This is a genomic window from Proteus sp. G2674 (assembly GCF_009915195.1).
GTDB lineage: Bacteria > Pseudomonadota > Gammaproteobacteria > Enterobacterales > Enterobacteriaceae > Proteus > Proteus mirabilis.
This window is the reverse complement of the sequence record NZ_JAABLS010000014.1, coordinates 177,278-196,690: the sequence shown is the minus strand read 5'-3', so window position 1 is coordinate 196,690 and position 19,413 is coordinate 177,278. Positions and strand designations below refer to the sequence as shown.

Sequence of the window (19,413 nt, the reverse complement as noted above, 5' to 3'; positions counted from 1 at the left end):
TTACCTTGATTTGCTGTTTTCAATATCTAAGTCACGACTGACTAAGGTCACTACACCTGTTGCAATATCGCCAATTTCACCACGATAACCGGAAATCATACGTGCAAAAATATTGTAAATAATGACCGCAGGGATAGCGGCAATCAAACCGATGGCGGTTGCTAATAATGCTTCTGCGATACCGGGGGCAACCACCGCTAAGTTGGTAGTTTGAGAATGCGCAATACCAATAAAACTATTCATGATCCCCCAAACCGTACCAAACAAACCGATAAAAGGAGAAATTGCCCCAATGGTCGCTAAATAACCATTACCACGTCCTAATTCACGAATAATAGCGGCGACACGACGCTCCATGCGCATCTCAACACGCTCTTTAATACCGGATGCAACGTGACTCTCTTGAGAGTAAGTACGCTCTAATTCAGCATCATTAAAAAAGTCGGCTGTCGCACTTTTATTGCCAAATTTTTGGCTAATCGCTAATGCCTCTTTGAGAGATTTCGCTTCTACTAATTGCGCACTTTCATTTCTTAAACGACGACGTAATGCTAATAAGTAGCTACCTTTAGCAAAGAACAGCGCCCAAGTGACAATAGAGGCGAGTAGCAAACCGATCATGACACTTTTTACCACGAGATCTGCATTGCGATACATTCCCATAACAGAGAGATCTTCAGCAAATCCCCCTCCAGTGACGATTTCAGGTGTCGCACCTTGCGTGGCATTTTCTGGCTCTAGAGCTGTCTGTGCAGCATCTCCTGTACTCGTTGATGTATTCTCTTCTGCCACTGGTGTTTCAGAAGTTGCCGTTTTGGCTGCTTCCCCCGTTGGCGTTGCCGTATTTTCTGCTGTTGGTGCAATCGTTGTAGTCGCCGTTCCCTGTGTAGAAGCGGTTGAAGAAGTGGCCGTAGTCGCAGGTTGCTCAGTTTGCTTAGCCGGTGTCGTATCCGCAAAAGCAGAGCCTGTCAGACCGATTGCCAATATAATAGAAGCTGTCAAATTACGCATCAGTTGGCCTTTTACTCTCTTTCTTATCTAATTATCTATTCAGTAATGAAGTTTCTATTTCACTACTTACCCAAAATCGTTTATTTACAATCATCCTGTTGCCATCAGGAAAAAGAGAAACGCTCAGATGATATCAAACATGAAGCATTTTGATAGTAATTATCATTACTATTTAGCCATTTTTTTTTCATTTGTCGATTTTTAAGACAATTTTTCGTTATTTCATATAACGTGAAATTTTATCAACTGTCGCGATCCTCTTTTGTACTTCAGTAAAAAATGCATTAACTTGGGGTAAACACATCATTACATAACAAGTAGGTATAAAGGATGACGCAAAAAAAACCAGAAACCTCACTGCTATTAAGTGGTCGATCAAAAAAATATTCACAAGGCGCAGTAAACCCTATTATACAACGAACTTCATCCGTTATTTTTGATACGGTTGCCCAAAAACGTGAAGCCACCCAAAAACGAGCTGAAGGCGCTCTATTTTATGGGCGAAGAGGTACTACCACGCATTTTGCACTACAAGAGGCACTAACCGAACTAGAACAAGGGACCGGTTGCGCATTATTTCCATCAGGTGCAGCGGCTATTACTCAATCTATTCTTGCGTTTATTGAACAAGGTTGTCATATCCTTGTGACTGGTTCCGCTTACGATCCCACGCAAAATTTTTGTGATCAGATATTAAGTAAATTTTCTGTCACCACAACCTATTTTGATCCCTTAATCGGCACTGAAATTAGTCAGTTATTACGCCCTGAAACAAAAATTGTTTTTCTAGAATCACCCGGCTCTATTACGATGGAAGTACAAGATTTACAAGGTATTATCACTGCGGTAAGACACTATAACCCAAATATTATTATAATGATTGATAATACGTGGGCAGCAGGTTTATTACTTAAACCTCTTACTTTAGGTGCTGATATTTCTATCCAATCAGCGACCAAATATATTATTGGTCACTCAGATGGTATGTTAGGTTTTGCTGTTGCTAATCAACGTTGTTGGCCACAATTACGTGAAAACACGTATTTATTAGGCCAGTGCGCAGATCCGGATACAGCTTATATGGCAGCTCGTGGTTTAAGAACCTTAGCAGTTAGAATGAAACAACATGAGCAAAGTGGATTAGAAATTGCGCGTTGGTTAAAACAGCACCCGCTAGTGGATAATGTCTACCATCCAGCACTCTCTTCTTGTCCGGGGCACACCTATTTTCAACGTGATTTTACTGGAAGTAATGGGTTGTTCTCTTTTAGTCTAAAAAAGATCCTCACCACTGAGGAATTTTCACGTTTTCTTGATAACTTATCCCTGTTTAAAATGGCCTTTTCATGGGGTGGATTTGAATCTCTTATTTTAGGCTATCATCCCAATGATATTAAAGCGATGCGACAATATGACACTCAGCCTACTCTCGCAGGAACCTTATTTAGAGTACATATTGGCTTAGAAAATATTGATGATTTAATTGAAGATCTAGAGCAAGCATTTTTACGTATTTCTGACTAATTCATCTCTTTTTTTATTAAAAAAAAGCTATCCCTGTGGTTTCACAGGGATTAAATCAAACGATCATCTTCTTTTTACGTTAGAATAGCTCTCATATAGTTTTTTTGTGATGCGAGTTCGCCGAATGGGTACATTAAAAGAGATAATTCACGCGCTACTGCAACATGATTATATGGTGCTAGCTGATCCAAATATTTTGTGGATTATTTATATTGTTCTTTTTGTTATTATTATGCTGGAAAATGGGGTTCTACCTGCCGCATTTCTACCCGGCGATACATTATTAATTCTCTGTGGTGCATTAATTGCCAAAGATGTTTTACATTTCTTGCCAACCATTATTGTGTTAGGTACTGCCGCGAGTATTGGTAGCTGGCTTGGTTTTCTGCAAGGCCGCTGGCTAAGTGATACTAAAGTGGTCAAACGTTGGATGGCTCAATTACCCGAACAATATCACCATAAAGCCAATGATCTTTTCCATCGTCGAGGCCTGTACGCACTATTAATTGGCCGGTTTATCGGTTTTGTACGTACATTACTACCGACTTTGGCCGGTTTATCTGAATTACAACAACGTCGCTTCCAACTATTTAACTGGATTAGTGGCTTCTTATGGGTCGGTCTTATTGTCTCATTAGGTTATATACTGAACCTGATCCCTTTTATTCAAAAACATGAAACATTGGTAATGAATATTCTTATGACATTACCAGTATTACTATTAACTGCCGGTTTAATTGGCTCTATTGTGATGTATATTCGTCATCGTAAAAGTAGCAATAACCGCGCCAAATAAACCATTTCGAGTAACACCAAAAACGCCATTATTTAAAGTAAAAATAATGGCGTTTTAATATTCACTTTCGCTTTTTCCTTCATTTTTCATTAGACAGCCCGCCGTTTATTCTTTAATCCAATAACAATCACTTTATAAAAGTGTAGTAAATATCGTGAAGATAACGTAAAAAACCTACAACTATTATTTATGTGAATTATAGTTATGGTACTACCCGCACAATATGTAAGTTATGGAGGAAACAACCATGCAAAATTTCACTTATTACTCCCCCACTCGAATTCATTTTGGTCAAGGACAAATTGCAAAATTACGTTCTGAAATTGGGAAAAATGAAAGAGTTTTATTAACTTATGGCGGCGGAAGTATTAAGCGCAATGGGATACTTGATCAAGTGCATGCGGCCTTACCAGGGTATCAAATTCATGAGTTTGGCGGTATTGAACCCAATCCTTCGTATGAAACGCTAATGAAAGCTGTTGCTTATGCTCGTTATCACGGTATTACTCATTTACTGGCTGTAGGAGGAGGCTCTGTTGTTGATGGAACCAAATTTATTGCGGCCGCAATACCTTATCAAGGAGAGCCTTGGGAGATTGTCACTAGCCGTGGTCAGGCAATTGAAAAAGCACTGCCATTAAGCTGTGTACTAACCCTTCCAGCAACTGGCTCTGAAACCAATTGTTTTTCCGTGATCAGTAAAAAACAAACGATGGATAAACAAAGTTTTGCTAGCCCACATGTTTATCCTCATTGCGCTATTTTAGATCCAACTGCAACGTTTTCTTTACCACCAAGACAAACCGCTAATGGCGTTGTTGACGCATTTATTCATATTTTAGAGCAATATCTCACTTATCCGGTAAATGCGCTTGTACAAGATGAGTATGCAGAAGGCCTATTAAGGATCTTAATCGAAGAAGGACCGAAAGCCCTCACCTCACCACAAGACTACGATATCCGTGCTAATATAATGTGGACAGCATCCCAAGCACTTAATGGTATTCTTGGTGTCGGTGTACCGCAAGATTGGGCAACCCATGCATTAGGCCATGAAATTACTGCATTACACGGGCTTGATCACGCACAAACCCTCGCGATTGTCTTACCCGCGCTATTAAACGAAAAACGTCAGGAGAAATACGCTAAGTTGATCCAATATGCACAAAAAGTGTGGGGGATCCATCAAGGCTCTGATGCATTTAAAATCGATAGCGCCATCAATGAGACTCGTAAATTCTTTGAACGCATGGGACTAAAAACACGGCTGTCTGACTTTAATATCAGTGAAGCGGATATTCCAGCCTTAGTGCAAAAACTGCAACAACATGGACAAACCGCACTCGGTGAACATCAGGATATCACCTTGGAAGTCAGCCAGCGTATCTATATGGCAGCACTCTAAGTACTTAAAGGCAACTGGAGGTATATAATGAGTAATCCTAAATTGATCCAACTATCTGATGGCAACACTATTCCACAACTTGGACTTGGGGTTTGGCAAGCAGATAATGATCAAGTTATTAAAGCGGTACATCATGCTTTAGACACAGGTTATCGTCTGATTGATACCGCCGCTATTTATCATAACGAAGAAGGTGTTGGTAAGGCATTAAAGCAAAGCACTATTCCTCGAGACGAATTATTTATTACCACCAAATTATGGAACAACGATCAATCCCATGCTCGTGGTGCATTACTTGAAAGCCTTGAGCGATTACAACTTGATTATGTTGATCTCTATTTAATGCATTGGCCAGTGCCATCTCGCGAGCTATACCTTGACGCTTGGAAGCAGATGATTGTGTTACAAAAAGAGGGACTGGTTAAAAGTATTGGGGTATGTAATTTTAAAGAAGAGCACCTTGAGCGCATTATTACAGAAACGGGCGTTTCCCCTGTCATTAACCAGATTGAAATTCACCCATTGATGCAACAAGCTTCATTAAGAGCTTGGAATACCACCCATAATATTGTGACAGAATCATGGAGTCCTTTAGCACAAGGGGGTGAAGGCGTGTTTGATCAACCTATTATTCAGAAACTGGCAGAAAAATACCAAAAAACACCGGCACAAATTGTGTTACGTTGGCATTTAGATAGTGGCTTGGTTGTTATTCCTAAATCAGTTACCCCTTCTCGTATTGAAGAAAACTTCCATATCTTTGATTTCAAATTAGAAAAAGAAGAAGTTGCTGAAATAAAACAACTAGATAAAGGAAAGCGGTTGGGGCCTGATCCTGATACTTTTGTTGATATCTAGTATTTCACGCTCTATAAGTAAGCCAATAGTACTCTTGCTATTGGCTTTTTATTAACTATATCAATGAATATATTTTATATCATTACACTTTAAAATAAGACAAAGTGAATTTATTGTTTTTTAATACATGATTAGCGCATGTCTAACTAAGTCAAATTAAATCTTTATTTACATTTAAAATTTTCATCTGCTATTTTTTATATATTGTTAAGTTATTTACTTAAAGTTCAGTTTCTGATATCTAAAAAAACTATAAATACGAAAATCTCATCATTATTTGTTACGATGAGTTTAAAAATGACGACGTTAAATAATGTACCTTCCCCACGCCCCAGTTCTATTACGAGAAAAGTCGCTTGGCTTAATATTTTTATACAATTAGCATTTCCTATTGTGACAACCATGCCTACGCAGACTTTTGCCAATGAGAATAATTTTAAAAAACATAATATTAGCGATATAAATCAACAAAATACTTATCAAGTCAAAGCGGGTGATACCCCAGAATCTATCGCAAAAAAATTTAATATAAAATTATTTAAATTGATTGAAGCTAATCCACAACATGTATCGTTAACGGGTGAGCTAAAAATAAATGATGGAACTATTCTTAATATTCCTAATGAATATTTATTAAAAAAAAAGTGGCTCAATAATCAAGATGAGGCAATCCCCTCAACAGAAGGCGAAGAGCTCGCTAAAATTATTGTTGATAATTCATTTTTACTCAATAAAGATATCGATGTAACACAATATGCAATTAGCCAAATCTCCAGTAAATCCAATCAGAAAATAGAACAATGGCTTAATCAATTTGGGCATGCGCGAGTTTCACTTTCAGCAGATAAAAATCTCACCTTAAAAAATAGCTCAGCAGAATTGTTAATTCCATTATATGAACAAAAAGAGAAGCTGATCTTTGCTCAAACTAACTATCATCGCAAAGATCTTCGTAGCCAATTTAATTATGGTATTGGTTATCGCTATTTTACTGAAAAATTTATGGTCGGCATTAATGGCTTTTATGATCATGATTTAACGCATCATCATAATCGTTTGGGAATTGGCGCCGAAATTTGGCGAGACTATTTCAAATTAAGTTCTAACCATTATCACCGTCTATCAAGTTGGCGAGCCTCTAATAATATCTTAGATTATAGTGAACGCCCTGCGAATGGTTGGGACATTCGAACAGAAGGCTATTTTCCAGCTTATCCACAATTAGGCACTAAATTAATCTTTGAACAATACTATGGTAAAGAAGTTGGTCTATTTGGCAAAGATAAACGGGACAAAAATCCACATACCTACACATTAGGGATTAATTATACTCCGATACCATTAGTCACATTAAATGCCGAGCGTCGTATTGGCTTACATGATCGTGCTGATAATAACTTGAATATCAGCTTGTCCTACCGCATAGGAGAGTCCCTCGCTTCACAACTTAATCCTGATAATGTCAAAGCAATACGTACATTAGCAGGAAGTCGCTATGATTTTGTTAATCGTAATAACGATATGATTTTAGAATATAAAAAGGAAACTTTAGTTTTCCTTTCTATGGTTGATTCAATAAATGGTTATGCTAAAGAGGAGCGCGATTTACAAGTTCAAGTAAAAACAAAATATCCGTTAGCCAATATTGAATGGTCCGCAAGTACGTTAAATGCCCAAGGCGGGCAAATAAAACATCATGGTGGAACTCATTACACCGTGATTTTGCCTCAATATCAAATTGGTGCAATTGAGAAAAATAGCTATATCATTAGTGCTGTTGCCATTGATACCCATGGCAATCGTTCAGCGCCTGTTCAAACAACGGTTATTGTAGATAAATCGTTAATCAATACGCGTAATAGCCTATTTTCACCTAAACAGAGCCAACTGTTCGCTAACGGTGAAGCTACCCAAAGGTTAATATTATCCATCGTTGATAATGATAATTTACCCGTTGATATTGATAGTAAAGAAATTACATTACAGCAACAGTCTGATACAGAAAAAGGCAATAGCCGTATTTCTACTTTCTCTCGTTTAGCTGCTGGGAAATATCAATTAACGGTTACAGCAGGAAGTATACCGGAAAAATTAACCCTAACCCCCGTATTCCGTGATAATACCTTCAACTCAGCAACCGTGACACTTATTGCCGATAATCAAACTGCCCATATTGCAAAAGGCAACCTAACGGTTACAAAAGATAACGCGCCAGCCGACGGTAAAAGTCAAAATAAAATCAAAGTGCGAGTCACTGATAGCAACCACAATCCATTGGCTCATTATCCAGTCAACTTTACTTCCAGTAATGGTGCTAATGTCATTAGCTCAGGAAAAACGGATGAACAAGGTGAGATTATTGCTTCAGTGACTAATACTCACGTAGGGAGTTCGCAGATTGGTGTACAAGTAAAAGGGATAACCTATTCGACTGAAGTCCATTTTAGTGTGGATAATGACAGCGCCTATATTCCACAACAAAACTTCACGATCACACCACCACTTTCTCTAGCCGATGGTAAAACAGAAAAAACCATTTCATTACAAGTTGTTGATAAGCAAAATAATCCGATACCCGCTACTCATGTGACATTATCGGCAGATAACCAAGCACAATTAAAACAAACCATATTAACCACAGACGAGCAAGGTAAGGCGACCACCACTATGATAAGTAAAGTCGCCGGTACGGTCACCGTGAGGGCCAAAATAAACGACAAGATGACTCACGCGACAACCCAATTTATCGCCAACCAAGCTAAGGGGGTTATTGTCTCCATAACCCCATCCTCTACAACTCATGTCGCAGATGGTCAAACCCCGGTCATCCTTACTGCATTAGTACAAGATCAGTTCGGTGAGCCGCTCCCTCATGCACAAATTAGCTGGGAAACTGAGCACGATAAAAGTATTGTTAACATTGAACATACCACAATGACTGATGAGCAAGGGATCACCACCAACAAGTTAACCAGTACACAAGCACTCAGTGTGCGGGTAACTGCGCGTATAAATAACAATGCCTTTACTGCTGAGCCAATTACTTTTATTGCTAATGGGCAACAAGCTTTGATTAGTGAATTATTGGTTAATAAAAATCAGATTGTTGCAGATAAGCAAGATCCCGCAGAACTTACTGCAATAGTAACAGATAAACTGGGTAATCAACTTCCTGATACAATTGTTAATTGGCAAGGGAGTGCTGGTACTCAATTTGCTCAGCAACAAACTAAGACTGATGCTCAAGGTATCGCCAAAAATACGCTAACAACATCACAATCTGGTATCACAACCATCACCGCGCGATTAAATAATGGTCAACATGCACAAACTAACTTAGTTGCCGTTGCAGATCTCAAAAGTGCCACTCTCACATTAACGACATTAAATAATAAGCAATCTGCCATAGCAGATAACCAAGATAGCATTACCGTAGTAGCAAACTTAACTGATGCTTATCATAATCCATTGAAAAATACCCCTGTTTATTGGCAATCAAGTATTAATCATATTGATAAAACTATTACTCAAACAGATGAAAAAGGTAGAACGCAAGTTGTCATTTCAGGAACCAAAGCACAGCCAACAACAATTACCGCCTATTTATCAAATAAAGAGAAAAAAAGCATTCAGGTAACCTTTGTTGCGGGGGCGCCAGTGCAACAAAATAGTTATTTGACGATTGAACCACAATCTATCATTGCCGATGGCAATGCCTTTGCTGTGGGTAAAATAGACCTACGTGATAAATTTGATAATCCGGTAATAGGTCGTAGTAACGATATTGCGCTAATTGGGGATAACAGCACTATTCAATTCAGTAAAATCACAGAAACGGCTAACGGCAATTATCAAGCACATATTAGAGGTACAAAAGCGGGACTCAGTCAAATTACCGCCACTATTGATAGTATTACGGCAACGCAATCTTTAGGATTTTTAACAGATAATAAAACAGTCAAGATCCACTCCGTTAAGGTTATGGCACCTTATACCGTAACAGCGAATGGTAAAGACAAAGTCATTATTCAAGCACAAATCACCGATAAACATAACAATCCAATATCAAAAGGCGTTACTGTCGGTTGGATAAGTGATCTCGGTAAGCTTGCAGCACCATTAAGCATGACCAATAAGCAAGGAATAGCTGAAATTACCCTCTCAAGTACTCAGGCAGGAAAAGCGAAAGTAACGGCAGTGCTCAATAACCAACAATCTGTCAATGCTGATCACATTGTCACCTTTACGGAAGGTGATATTTCGGCCTCTCTTTCTACTGTTGCCATATTCCCTGACACTATTGTAGCAGGGGCAAATAAAGCGACCGTAACAATAACCTTAAAGGATAAAGAAGGTAATTTATTGCCCAACTTAGCCAATAAAATCACCTTAACCCCGCAGGCTAATTTACAAACAACGATTACGCCCTTTAAAGAGAAACAAAAAGGCATTTATCAAGCCCAAGTGAGCGCATTAAAAACCGGAAAAACCTCGTTATCGGCTCACGTTGATCCATTAGCAATAAAACAATCCATTTCTTTAACGGTGCTCCCTAATAACACAACAGCAAAGGTGAAAAACTTTACTATTAGCAATATGCAACCGCATGCTGGGGAGTCTATTACTTATAAAGCCTATTTAGTTGATAACCATGATAATCCTGTCGGTATGGGTGTACCTGTCGCTTGGTCAACGAATGAAGGTAGTCAACTCGAAACACCATTAACTTTTACAGATGCTAATGGTGTAGCAATAGTTGGATTATCTCGACGCTCTGCCGGTGTTGCCAAAGTCAGCACACGATTAGCGACTGGTACTTATATAGCAGATGATGTTCACTTTTTAACGGGTCACATTGATGAAACGATGTCAGAACTGTCGTTGAACCCGAGTCAAATCATTGCTAATGGCAAAGATAAGGCATTATTGACATTTGTGATTAAAGATAAAAATGGAAATATCATCCCCAACCAACAAGTAAGCGGATTTTCTAAAAATCCAACCATCAAATTTAGTCAAGCACAACAAATATCACCGGGACGCTATGAGATTGAAATAACAGGAACTCAATCGGGCACAGCACAGATTGGTGTTATGGTAAATGGCACCCATTTCAAAAAACAAAAAATATTACAACTTAATGCCGATGTGACGACATGGAAAATACGCGCTGTTGAGGTTGATAGAACAACTATAACCGCAGGAGATAAAGGTGTTAACTACCAAGCGACTGTCGTTGATGCCAATAATAATGTATTACCTAATGTTATTGTGTCATGGAAATTACTCGGATCAGCAGATGATTATCATTACAGCACTTATACTAATGATAAGGGGATAGCAACGAATCGAGTGACTAGTCATGTCGCGGGACGCTTGAAGATGAGCGCTTATCTTGATTCAAATAATTATAAATCAACACAAGATATTACTGTCATGCCAGCTGAAATAGATATTCATAAATCAACCTTTAATAGTCATCGTCGTTCTATAAATGCTGATAATAAAGATAGTACGTTATTAAGCGTAAAATTAATGGATAAATACGGTAATACTATTGATGGTAAGAATGTTGATATTAAAACTATCAGTGGTAAGCCTAATTTTAGTGACAATCCATTAAAGTCAGTGGGCAATGGTGAATATCAAACAAATGTTACAGCAAATACGATGTCCGATATTATCTTAACCGCTCAAGCTGAAACGATAACTATCGCAGAGCCATTGACGATTAAAGTGGCTATCCCTAAACCTGATATTATCTTTGAGAAACCTATCCAACAGGAAATCTACAAATCAGCTGTAATTGATGCGTTAAGTTATAAAGGTGTACCACAAAATATGCAGGTAATATGGTCAAGCTCTGATCCTACTGTTGCTTCCATTGATCCAACGAGTGGGCAAATCTCCATGAAAAAGGCTGGTACTACAATTATTACCTTACAAACCTTAGGTAATGAGCAATATCCATCCGCTAAAAATAGCTATCCTTTAGTGATAGAAAAAGCACCACCAAAACTGAAAGTGACCTCTCCTCACACCATACAATCGATCTGGAATGATGGCGTTACCCACCAGATAGCAACAGAATTTGATAATCCAGAGGCTAAAAATATCCCCATTCATTTCTCTAGTAGCGATACCTTGGTAACCACCATCGATAGTAAAGGTAATTTAACCGCCATTAAACCAGGAAAAGCAAAAATAGTAATACAAAGTGATGCTACAGATAAATTCCTAGCGGATAGCCAAATTGTAGACTATCAGCAAGAAAAAGCTGTACTAAGTTATTATTTTAAAAAGGATTATATTATATTAACAACTGATTCTGCTGCAGATAAATTATTGATGGCTCAAAGCCCTACGCCAGATGTCCCCGTTGAAGCAAATGCAACTTGGTATAGTAGTCACTCTAACATAGTTGAAATCACCCCAGATGGGATTATCAAAAACCTTAATATTGGGCAAACAACATTAACACTTGAGGTGAAAAATAATAATTATTTTCAAGATCATAAGCAAAGCTATAACGTCATTATACAAGCATTGCCTCGCATCACAATTAACTCATTTGAGTTTCTATCTGCGGGAGAGAGCAAATCAAATACACATTTGGATGATTTAACTTGGCAACCTTTATACACTTCAGATAATCATTTTATTGTTAAATGGTCTTCATCAGACACACCTAAAGCAATTAACTTCGAGTTATTTGATGAAAACGGCACTTCTATCGCCTTAGAAGAAAGACAAAACTATGCACCTAAACATAATATACATGACCCGGTAAAAATTCAGGTACCGAAACAATATCTAACGAGTCCAAAACAATTAACACTAGAAGTCACAACCTTTGATAGTAATAATCAGCCTTACGTCGATCCTAAAAAGTATAAAATTAATATTGATTATTTCCCTGTCAATAATGCACATAAAATAATCTCTCTTGATTATAATTCTAAATTTATCTATACAAATACAGGTACCCTTGCTTCATCTTGTCAAAATGGTTGGTCAACCGCTACAACACATCTTATTTTAACGCCAAGATTAGTATTTAAAGGTGAGCCGAAAAACTTACTTTATCCCATTTCTATTACTACGGAATTATATGATGTAACATTAAATTCATCGGATAAACTCATCGGAAATATTAATAAGAAATTAACTTATCCAGATAAGATTATATTTAGCGAGCATTCTAAAAAAATAGCTGAAATATCGCCAACATCATCACACTACGCATTAGACAAAGAATGTAGAATTAATGATTCTGGTCATGGTACGTTAAAAGCAAATATAACCATAGGTAACAGATCCAGTTATCTTAAAAAAGAATTTCATTGGAATGGCCAAATAGGGGGATATTTTTAAAGACCGGGTGCTTGTACCACATATCTCACAACTTGAACAAAAATTGGGGGGAGGAAACCTCCCCCATCAAGCTATTGATGACACATCAAAACAGCTTGAACGACCATGTTTCCGTTACTAATGTTAAGCGAACATAATCGTTCACCGACAATTAAAGCAAACATAAGTACCGTCACACAGACAACCGTAATGCCAAATAAGGTTATTTTCGTCAATTTGATTGACTCCTTTTAATAAAGGAGGCAGAATCAAGTTGTTGAGCTTTGAGACTGCCTCGGATTTTATGAAAATAAAATTCGGGGCTTTTGTCTTTTTGGCTCTAGTGCAATGCTTGAACCAAAACGCTCCAAGCACCCACCGCTATAGTAGCAGAATTTTCCCTCACCTCTATACCTTACTGGTAGTATTTTTTAAAATTAATCAAATTAAAACAACATGTTACTTGAATAACTAATAAATATTCTTGTTGACGCTGACATCTAAAAAAGACAAAATCAATCCGCTAAAACAAAGAAATTTACTTATTTTATTTTCTTGCCTCCATTCTTGAAAAAAAGATCCGCACCCACCTCTTTGTTTTGCACTCGCCCTACATGTCGTTATGTGGGGCTTTCTTTTTTCTATTACATCGAAAAAAGAAAAATCCCGAATAGGTAATTAATACCCATTCGGGATTGTTATAACAACAACTAAAAAATTAAGATTTTTTTATCTTTGCATGCATCTCTTGGACTGAAATAACATCAATAGTAGGATCAGCACTCAATGACAGTGTTGTCGCAAATCCGCCATTTAATGTGGTGTCATAGTGAACTTTATATTGTAATGCACTACGGCGGATCAATTTTGAATCCTCAATAGCTTGGCGACCGGCAGTCGTATTGACAATATAGTCATACTCACCATTTTTAATTCTATCTTGAATATGAGGTCGCCCTTCATGCACTTTATTCACTAGGCGAGGATTGATACCGGCTTCCCCCAAGACAATGGCAGTACCATGTGTTGCATCTAATTCAAAACCATTTTTCAATAGCTTAGTTGCTAAATCAACGACACGTTTTTTATCACCTTCGCGAACCGAAAGTAGCGCTCTTCCTTTTTTCTTCATGGTGGAATTGCTACCTAACATCGCTTTAGCAAAAGCTTGTGCAAAAGTAGCACCAACCCCCATCACTTCACCGGTAGATCGCATTTCAGGCCCTAAAATAGGGTCGACACCTGAGAATTTATTAAAGGGGAGTACCACCTCTTTAACCGAGTAGTAAGGAGGGATCACTTCTTTGGTAACGCCTTGCTGTTCAAGACTTTGTCCTATCATCACTCGAGCAGCAACTTTTGCTAATGGCACACCGGTTGCTTTAGAGACAAAAGGCACTGTACGTGCGGCGCGAGGATTCACTTCGATAAGATAAACATCATTACCTTTCACCGCAAACTGTACGTTCATCAACCCTTTAACGCCTAATTCAAAAGCAAGTTCACGTACTTGCTTGCGCATTATATCTTGAATATCTTGGCTTAAAGTATAAGCAGGTAGAGAGCAAGCAGAGTCTCCAGAGTGAACACCCGCTTGTTCGATATGCTCCATAATACCGCCTATCACCACTTGCTGACCGTCACAAATCGCATCAACATCTACTTCAATGGCATCATCTAGGAATCGGTCTAACAGTACGGGGGCATCATTAGAAACACTGACCGCCGTTTGGAAATAACGACGTAAATCAATTTCATCGTAAACAATTTCCATTGCTCGTCCACCGAGGACATAAGATGGACGTACCACCAGCGGGTAACCAATAGATTTTGCCTTCTCTACCGCTTCTTCTAATGTCGTCACTGTGGCATTTTCTGGTTGTTTTAACCCTAACTTATCCACGGCTTTTTGGAAACGTTCTCTGTCTTCTGCCTTATCGATTGCATCAGGACTGGTGCCGATAACAGGCACCCCTTCAGCTTCTAAAGCTCTTGCTAATTTTAATGGCGTTTGACCACCATATTGCACAATCACGCCTTGTGGTTTTTCGATCCGTACAATTTCTAATACATCTTCAAGGGTGACTGGCTCAAAATAAAGTCTATCGGAAGTATCATAATCCGTTGAAACCGTTTCTGGATTACAATTGACCATAATGGTTTCATACCCATCTTCCCGTAATGCTAGAGCGGCATGAACACAACAATAATCAAACTCTATCCCCTGACCAATACGATTTGGACCACCACCTAAGACCATCACTTTAGGTTTGTCTTGATTTGGATCCGACTCACACTCTTCTTCATAAGTGGAGTACATATAAGCAGTATCCGTAGCAAATTCTGCCGCACAAGTATCAACCCGTTTATAAACTGGGTGTAATTGATATTGTTCCCGTAGTTGGCGAATGACTTGCTCTTTCACATTCAAGATATTAGCTAGGCGTGCATCCGCAAAACCTTTACGTTTTAATTGACGCAAGAAATCAGCATTTAGACCTGCTAAACCAAGTTGTGCCACTTGCTCTTCTAGGCGAACAATCTCTTCTATTTGCACTAAGAACCAACGATCGATATTGGTGAGATTAAACACACCATCAACCGACATTCCAGCGCGGAAAGCATCCGCGATATACCAAATGCGATCCGATCCGGCTTCTTTTAATTCACGACGAATTTTGGTGAGCGCTTCGGGATCGTCGAGGTTTACTTTAGGATCAAACCCAGTTGCACCAACCTCTAGTCCGCGTAATGCTTTTTGCATTGACTCTTGTTGAGTGCGCCCAATAGCCATCACCTCACCAACAGATTTCATTTGCGTGGTTAAACGGTCATTGGTACCGGCAAATTTTTCAAAGTTAAAGCGAGGAATTTTAGTCACTACATAATCAATAGAAGGTTCAAAAGAGGCTGGGGTTCTTCCTCCAGTGATATCATTCATCAACTCATCGAGGGTATAACCTACTGCAAGTTTGGCCGCGACTTTTGCAATTGGGAAACCTGTTGCTTTTGACGCTAATGCTGATGAGCGAGAAACACGAGGATTCATTTCAATAACAATTAAACGCCCTGTTTTAGGATCAACGGCAAATTGCACATTGGAGCCACCAGTTTCAACCCCAATCTCGCGTAATACTGCCATCGAGGCATTACGCATAATTTGATATTCTTTGTCTGTTAGCGTTTGCGCTGGAGCAACCGTGATAGAATCACCGGTGTGGATCCCCATCGCATCAAAGTTTTCAATGGAGCAAACGATAATACAGTTATCATTTTTATCGCGCACCACTTCCATTTCATACTCTTTCCAGCCAATTAATGATTCATCAATTAATAGTTCATTTGTCGGTGATAAATCTAAACCTCGAGTACAAATTTCTTCAAATTCTTCACGATTATAGGCGATCCCCCCCCCTGTTCCCCCCATAGTAAATGAAGGGCGAATAATACAAGGGAAACCCACTTGCTCAGCCACTGCAAATGCTTCGTCCATAGTATGAGCGATGCCTGAACGAGCCGTATCCAGACCAATTTTTTTCATCGCTTTATCAAAGCGTTGTCTATCTTCCGCTTTATCAATAGCATCAGCCGTTGCACCTATCATTGTTACGCCAAATTCAGCTAACACTCCTTGACGCTCTAATTCTAAGGCACAGTTTAATGCCGTTTGTCCGCCCATTGTCGGTAATATGGCATCAGGGCGCTCTTTCTCAATAATCTTTCTGACCACTTGCCAATGAATAGGCTCAATATAAGTGGCATCTGCCATTTCAGGATCTGTCATAATGGTAGCAGGATTTGAATTTACCAAAACAACACGATATCCCTCTTCGCGCAGTGCCTTACACGCTTGTGCGCCTGAATAGTCAAATTCACACGCTTGACCAATCACAATCGGGCCTGCACCTAAAATCAGGATTGTTTTAATATCTGTTCTTTTAGCCATTTTTTTCACTCCTGATTTATTTGTTTGTCACTGATTGCAGGTTTTGACGATATTGCTCAATAAGTTCAATAAAGTGATCAAAAAGCGGCGCCGCATCATGAGGCCCTGGGCTCGCTTCTGGGTGACCTTGGAAACTAAATGCAGCTTTATCTGTGCGATGAATACCTTGTAGAGAACCATCAAATAGTGATTTATGTGTCACTCTTAAACAATCAGGTAACGATGCTTCATCAACAGCAAAGCCGTGGTTTTGGGCGGTGATCATCACACTGTTATTATCTAAATCTTTAACGGGATGGTTGCCACCATGATGACCAAATTTCATTTTTACGGTTTTTGCACCACTCGCCAAGGCTAATAATTGGTGCCCTAAGCAGATACCAAATACTGGAATATCGGTAGTTAAGAAAGTTTGGATGGCGTCAATTGCATAATCACAGGGCTCTGGATCCCCCGGACCATTAGAGAGAAAAATGCCATCAGGTGAGAGCGCTAACACTTCTTGGGCTGAGGTTTGTGCTGGAACCACTGTTACTCGACAGCCTCTATCCACCAGCATACGTAAAATATTACGTTTCACACCAAAATCATAGGCCACCACATGTAAAGGGAGATCTTGTGGTGATTGAGCGGCTGGCAACTCCCCTTTTAATGTCCAACTGCCTTGTGTCCATTGATAAGGTTGTTCCACTGTCACCGTTTTCGCCAAATCCATTCCTTTTAATCCTGGAAACGCTTTCGCTTTTTCAAGCGCTTGTTTAGCATCAAGATGAGTGCCTGCGATAATACAACCGTTTTGTGCGCCTTTTTCTCTCAATAATCGCGTCAATTTACGTGTATCAATATCAGCTATCGCCACAATCTGATGACGTTTAAGGTAATCGGCTAAGCTCTCTTCGGCACGATAATTACTCATCACTAGGGGTAAATCGCGAATAATTAACCCTTGAGCATGGATAGTTGCTGATTCTTTATCTGAGGAATTAACGCCGGTATTGCCAATATGAGGATAGGTGAGAGTAACAATTTGTTGGGAGTAAGAAGGGTCGGTTAATATTTCTTGGTAACCGGTCATGGAAGTATTAAAAACGACTTCACCGATAGCAGCGCCTTCTGCGCCTATCGACCTGCCGTGGAATTCGGTCCCATCTTCTAGAACCAGTATAGCTGATTTAATCAAAACGCCCTCCAGAGAATAATAAATCACATTTCATGCATATTAATTCAGATTTAAGACTCTAAATCAATGCCAAAAACATAAATTTGGGCAAATTTTTGGCAAATTGGGCGCATTCTAAAGATCCCATGAGCAGATGTCTAGAAAAAACACTCTTTTAATTAAAAAAATATCAATCATTAGCAATTTAATCAGCTAAGTGACAATTTCCATCACCCATCTTACAAATTTAACCGTTTGCTTACCAAGATATTTTAAAAAGATGATAGAGACAATAAAAAAAGAGACTTAAGCGAAATTTTAACTATAAAAACGGAAGAAAACAAAGGAAGTTATTAAAAAATAAAAACAACAAACAAAAACCGGATAAACAACAATAAAAACCCACAAATAATATAAATAATCATGGGTTTTCAACGAATTAAATATAAAACAAAATCATAATTCTTCTAAAGAAAGCACATCTTTCATATTATAAAGACCAGACTTTCTTTCACTTAACCAAATAGCTGACTTAACTGCACCATTTGCAAAGGTCATTCGACTCGAGGCCTTATGGCTAATCTCTACTCGCTCACCAATATCCGCAAAAATAGCAGTGTGCTCACCCACAATATCCCCTGCACGAATAGTTGCAAAGCCAATACTGTGAGGATCACGTTCTCCTGTATGTCCAACTCGTTGATAAACTGCACAATCTTTCAGATCACGACCTAAAGTCTCTGCAATCGACTCGCCCATCGCTAAGGCCGTACCAGATGGTGCATCAACCTTATGACGATGGTGAGCTTCTACAATTTCAATATCACTATAAGATCCCATCACTTTAGCTGCCTTTTCTAATAATTTAAGCACTAAATTAACGCCAACACTAAAGTTAGCAGCAAAGACAATAGGAATAGTTTGTGCTGCACAATTAATGGCTTTTTTACCTTCTTCATCAAAACCGGTAGTTCCAATAATCATGCCTTTATGATGCTCAACACAAAATGCCAGATGGGACAACGTACCCTCTGGACGAGTAAAATCGATTAAAATATCAAATTGCCCTACTTGAGCTAATAAATTATCAGTAACAGTGATACCGATATGACCAATTCCCGCTAACTCTCCTGCATCAGCCCCTATCAATGAAGAATTAGTACGTTCAAAAGCAGCACCTAATACTACACCTTGTTGCTGATTAATCGCTTGGATCAGCTGGCGCCCCATACGCCCTCCAGCCCCCACTACCGCAAGACGAAGTTCTGTTGCAGACATAATCGATGTTCTCCTTAGTAACACTTATGATCTTTATTAATACTTTACAGATTAACGATGTCATTCGTTTGATGCCAGCATTT

General features: G+C 38.9%; 10 protein-coding genes. 5 read left to right on the top strand and 5 right to left on the bottom strand.

Annotated elements, in window-relative coordinates; all coding sequences use genetic code 11:
- Complete coding sequence (gene exbB / locus GWI58_RS07000; RefSeq protein WP_046334269.1) at nucleotides 1-1,011, bottom strand: tonB-system energizer ExbB; 1,011 nt, start codon at nucleotides 1,009-1,011, stop codon at nucleotides 1-3.
- Between the two features lie 330 nt (nucleotides 1,012-1,341).
- Between exbB and metC the strand changes: the two genes are divergently transcribed.
- From metC to GWI58_RS06975, 5 genes are all read left to right on the top strand, one after another.
- On the top strand, nucleotides 1,342-2,535 hold the full coding sequence (gene metC, locus GWI58_RS06995) for a cystathionine beta-lyase (protein WP_017628249.1): 1,194 nt from the start codon (nucleotides 1,342-1,344) through the stop codon (nucleotides 2,533-2,535).
- Between the two features lie 124 nt (nucleotides 2,536-2,659).
- Nucleotides 2,660-3,331: a DedA family protein gene (locus GWI58_RS06990; RefSeq protein ID WP_094959421.1), complete on the top strand. Its 672-nt coding sequence runs from the start codon at nucleotides 2,660-2,662 to the stop codon at nucleotides 3,329-3,331.
- Nucleotides 3,332-3,578: 247 nt separating this feature from the next.
- A complete protein-coding gene (locus GWI58_RS06985; protein WP_041700949.1) occupies nucleotides 3,579-4,736 on the top strand; it encodes an iron-containing alcohol dehydrogenase in 1,158 nt (385 codons plus the stop codon).
- A 27-nt stretch (nucleotides 4,737-4,763) separates the two neighbouring features.
- Nucleotides 4,764-5,594, top strand: coding sequence for a 2,5-didehydrogluconate reductase DkgA (gene dkgA, locus GWI58_RS06980; RefSeq protein WP_012367446.1), 831 nt, complete (start codon nucleotides 4,764-4,766; stop codon nucleotides 5,592-5,594).
- A gap of 297 nt (nucleotides 5,595-5,891) precedes the next feature.
- The gene (locus GWI58_RS06975) at nucleotides 5,892-12,968 is read left to right on the top strand and encodes an Ig-like domain-containing protein (RefSeq protein ID WP_161769036.1); all 7,077 of its coding nucleotides are present in this window, start codon (nucleotides 5,892-5,894) and stop codon (nucleotides 12,966-12,968) included.
- Between the two features lie 71 nt (nucleotides 12,969-13,039).
- On the opposite strand, the gene GWI58_RS06970 is transcribed toward GWI58_RS06975, so the two are convergent.
- The 4 genes from GWI58_RS06970 to dapB all read right to left on the bottom strand — a co-directional run bounded on the left by GWI58_RS06970 (nucleotide 13,040) and on the right by dapB (nucleotide 19,330).
- A complete protein-coding gene (locus tag GWI58_RS06970) occupies nucleotides 13,040-13,183 on the bottom strand; it encodes a Hok/Gef family protein (protein ID WP_004245198.1) in 144 nt (47 codons plus the stop codon).
- Between the two features lie 482 nt (nucleotides 13,184-13,665).
- Entirely contained in the window at nucleotides 13,666-16,893 is a 3,228-nt protein-coding gene (carB, locus tag GWI58_RS06965) for a carbamoyl-phosphate synthase large subunit (RefSeq protein WP_004248980.1), read from the bottom strand.
- 16 nt (nucleotides 16,894-16,909) lie between these two features.
- A complete protein-coding gene (gene carA / locus GWI58_RS06960) occupies nucleotides 16,910-18,073 on the bottom strand; it encodes a glutamine-hydrolyzing carbamoyl-phosphate synthase small subunit (protein WP_110229749.1) in 1,164 nt (387 codons plus the stop codon).
- Between the two features lie 435 nt (nucleotides 18,074-18,508).
- Nucleotides 18,509-19,330, bottom strand: coding sequence for a 4-hydroxy-tetrahydrodipicolinate reductase (gene dapB / locus GWI58_RS06955; protein WP_094959424.1), 822 nt, complete (start codon nucleotides 19,328-19,330; stop codon nucleotides 18,509-18,511).
- Nucleotides 19,331-19,413: the final 83 nt, after the last annotated feature.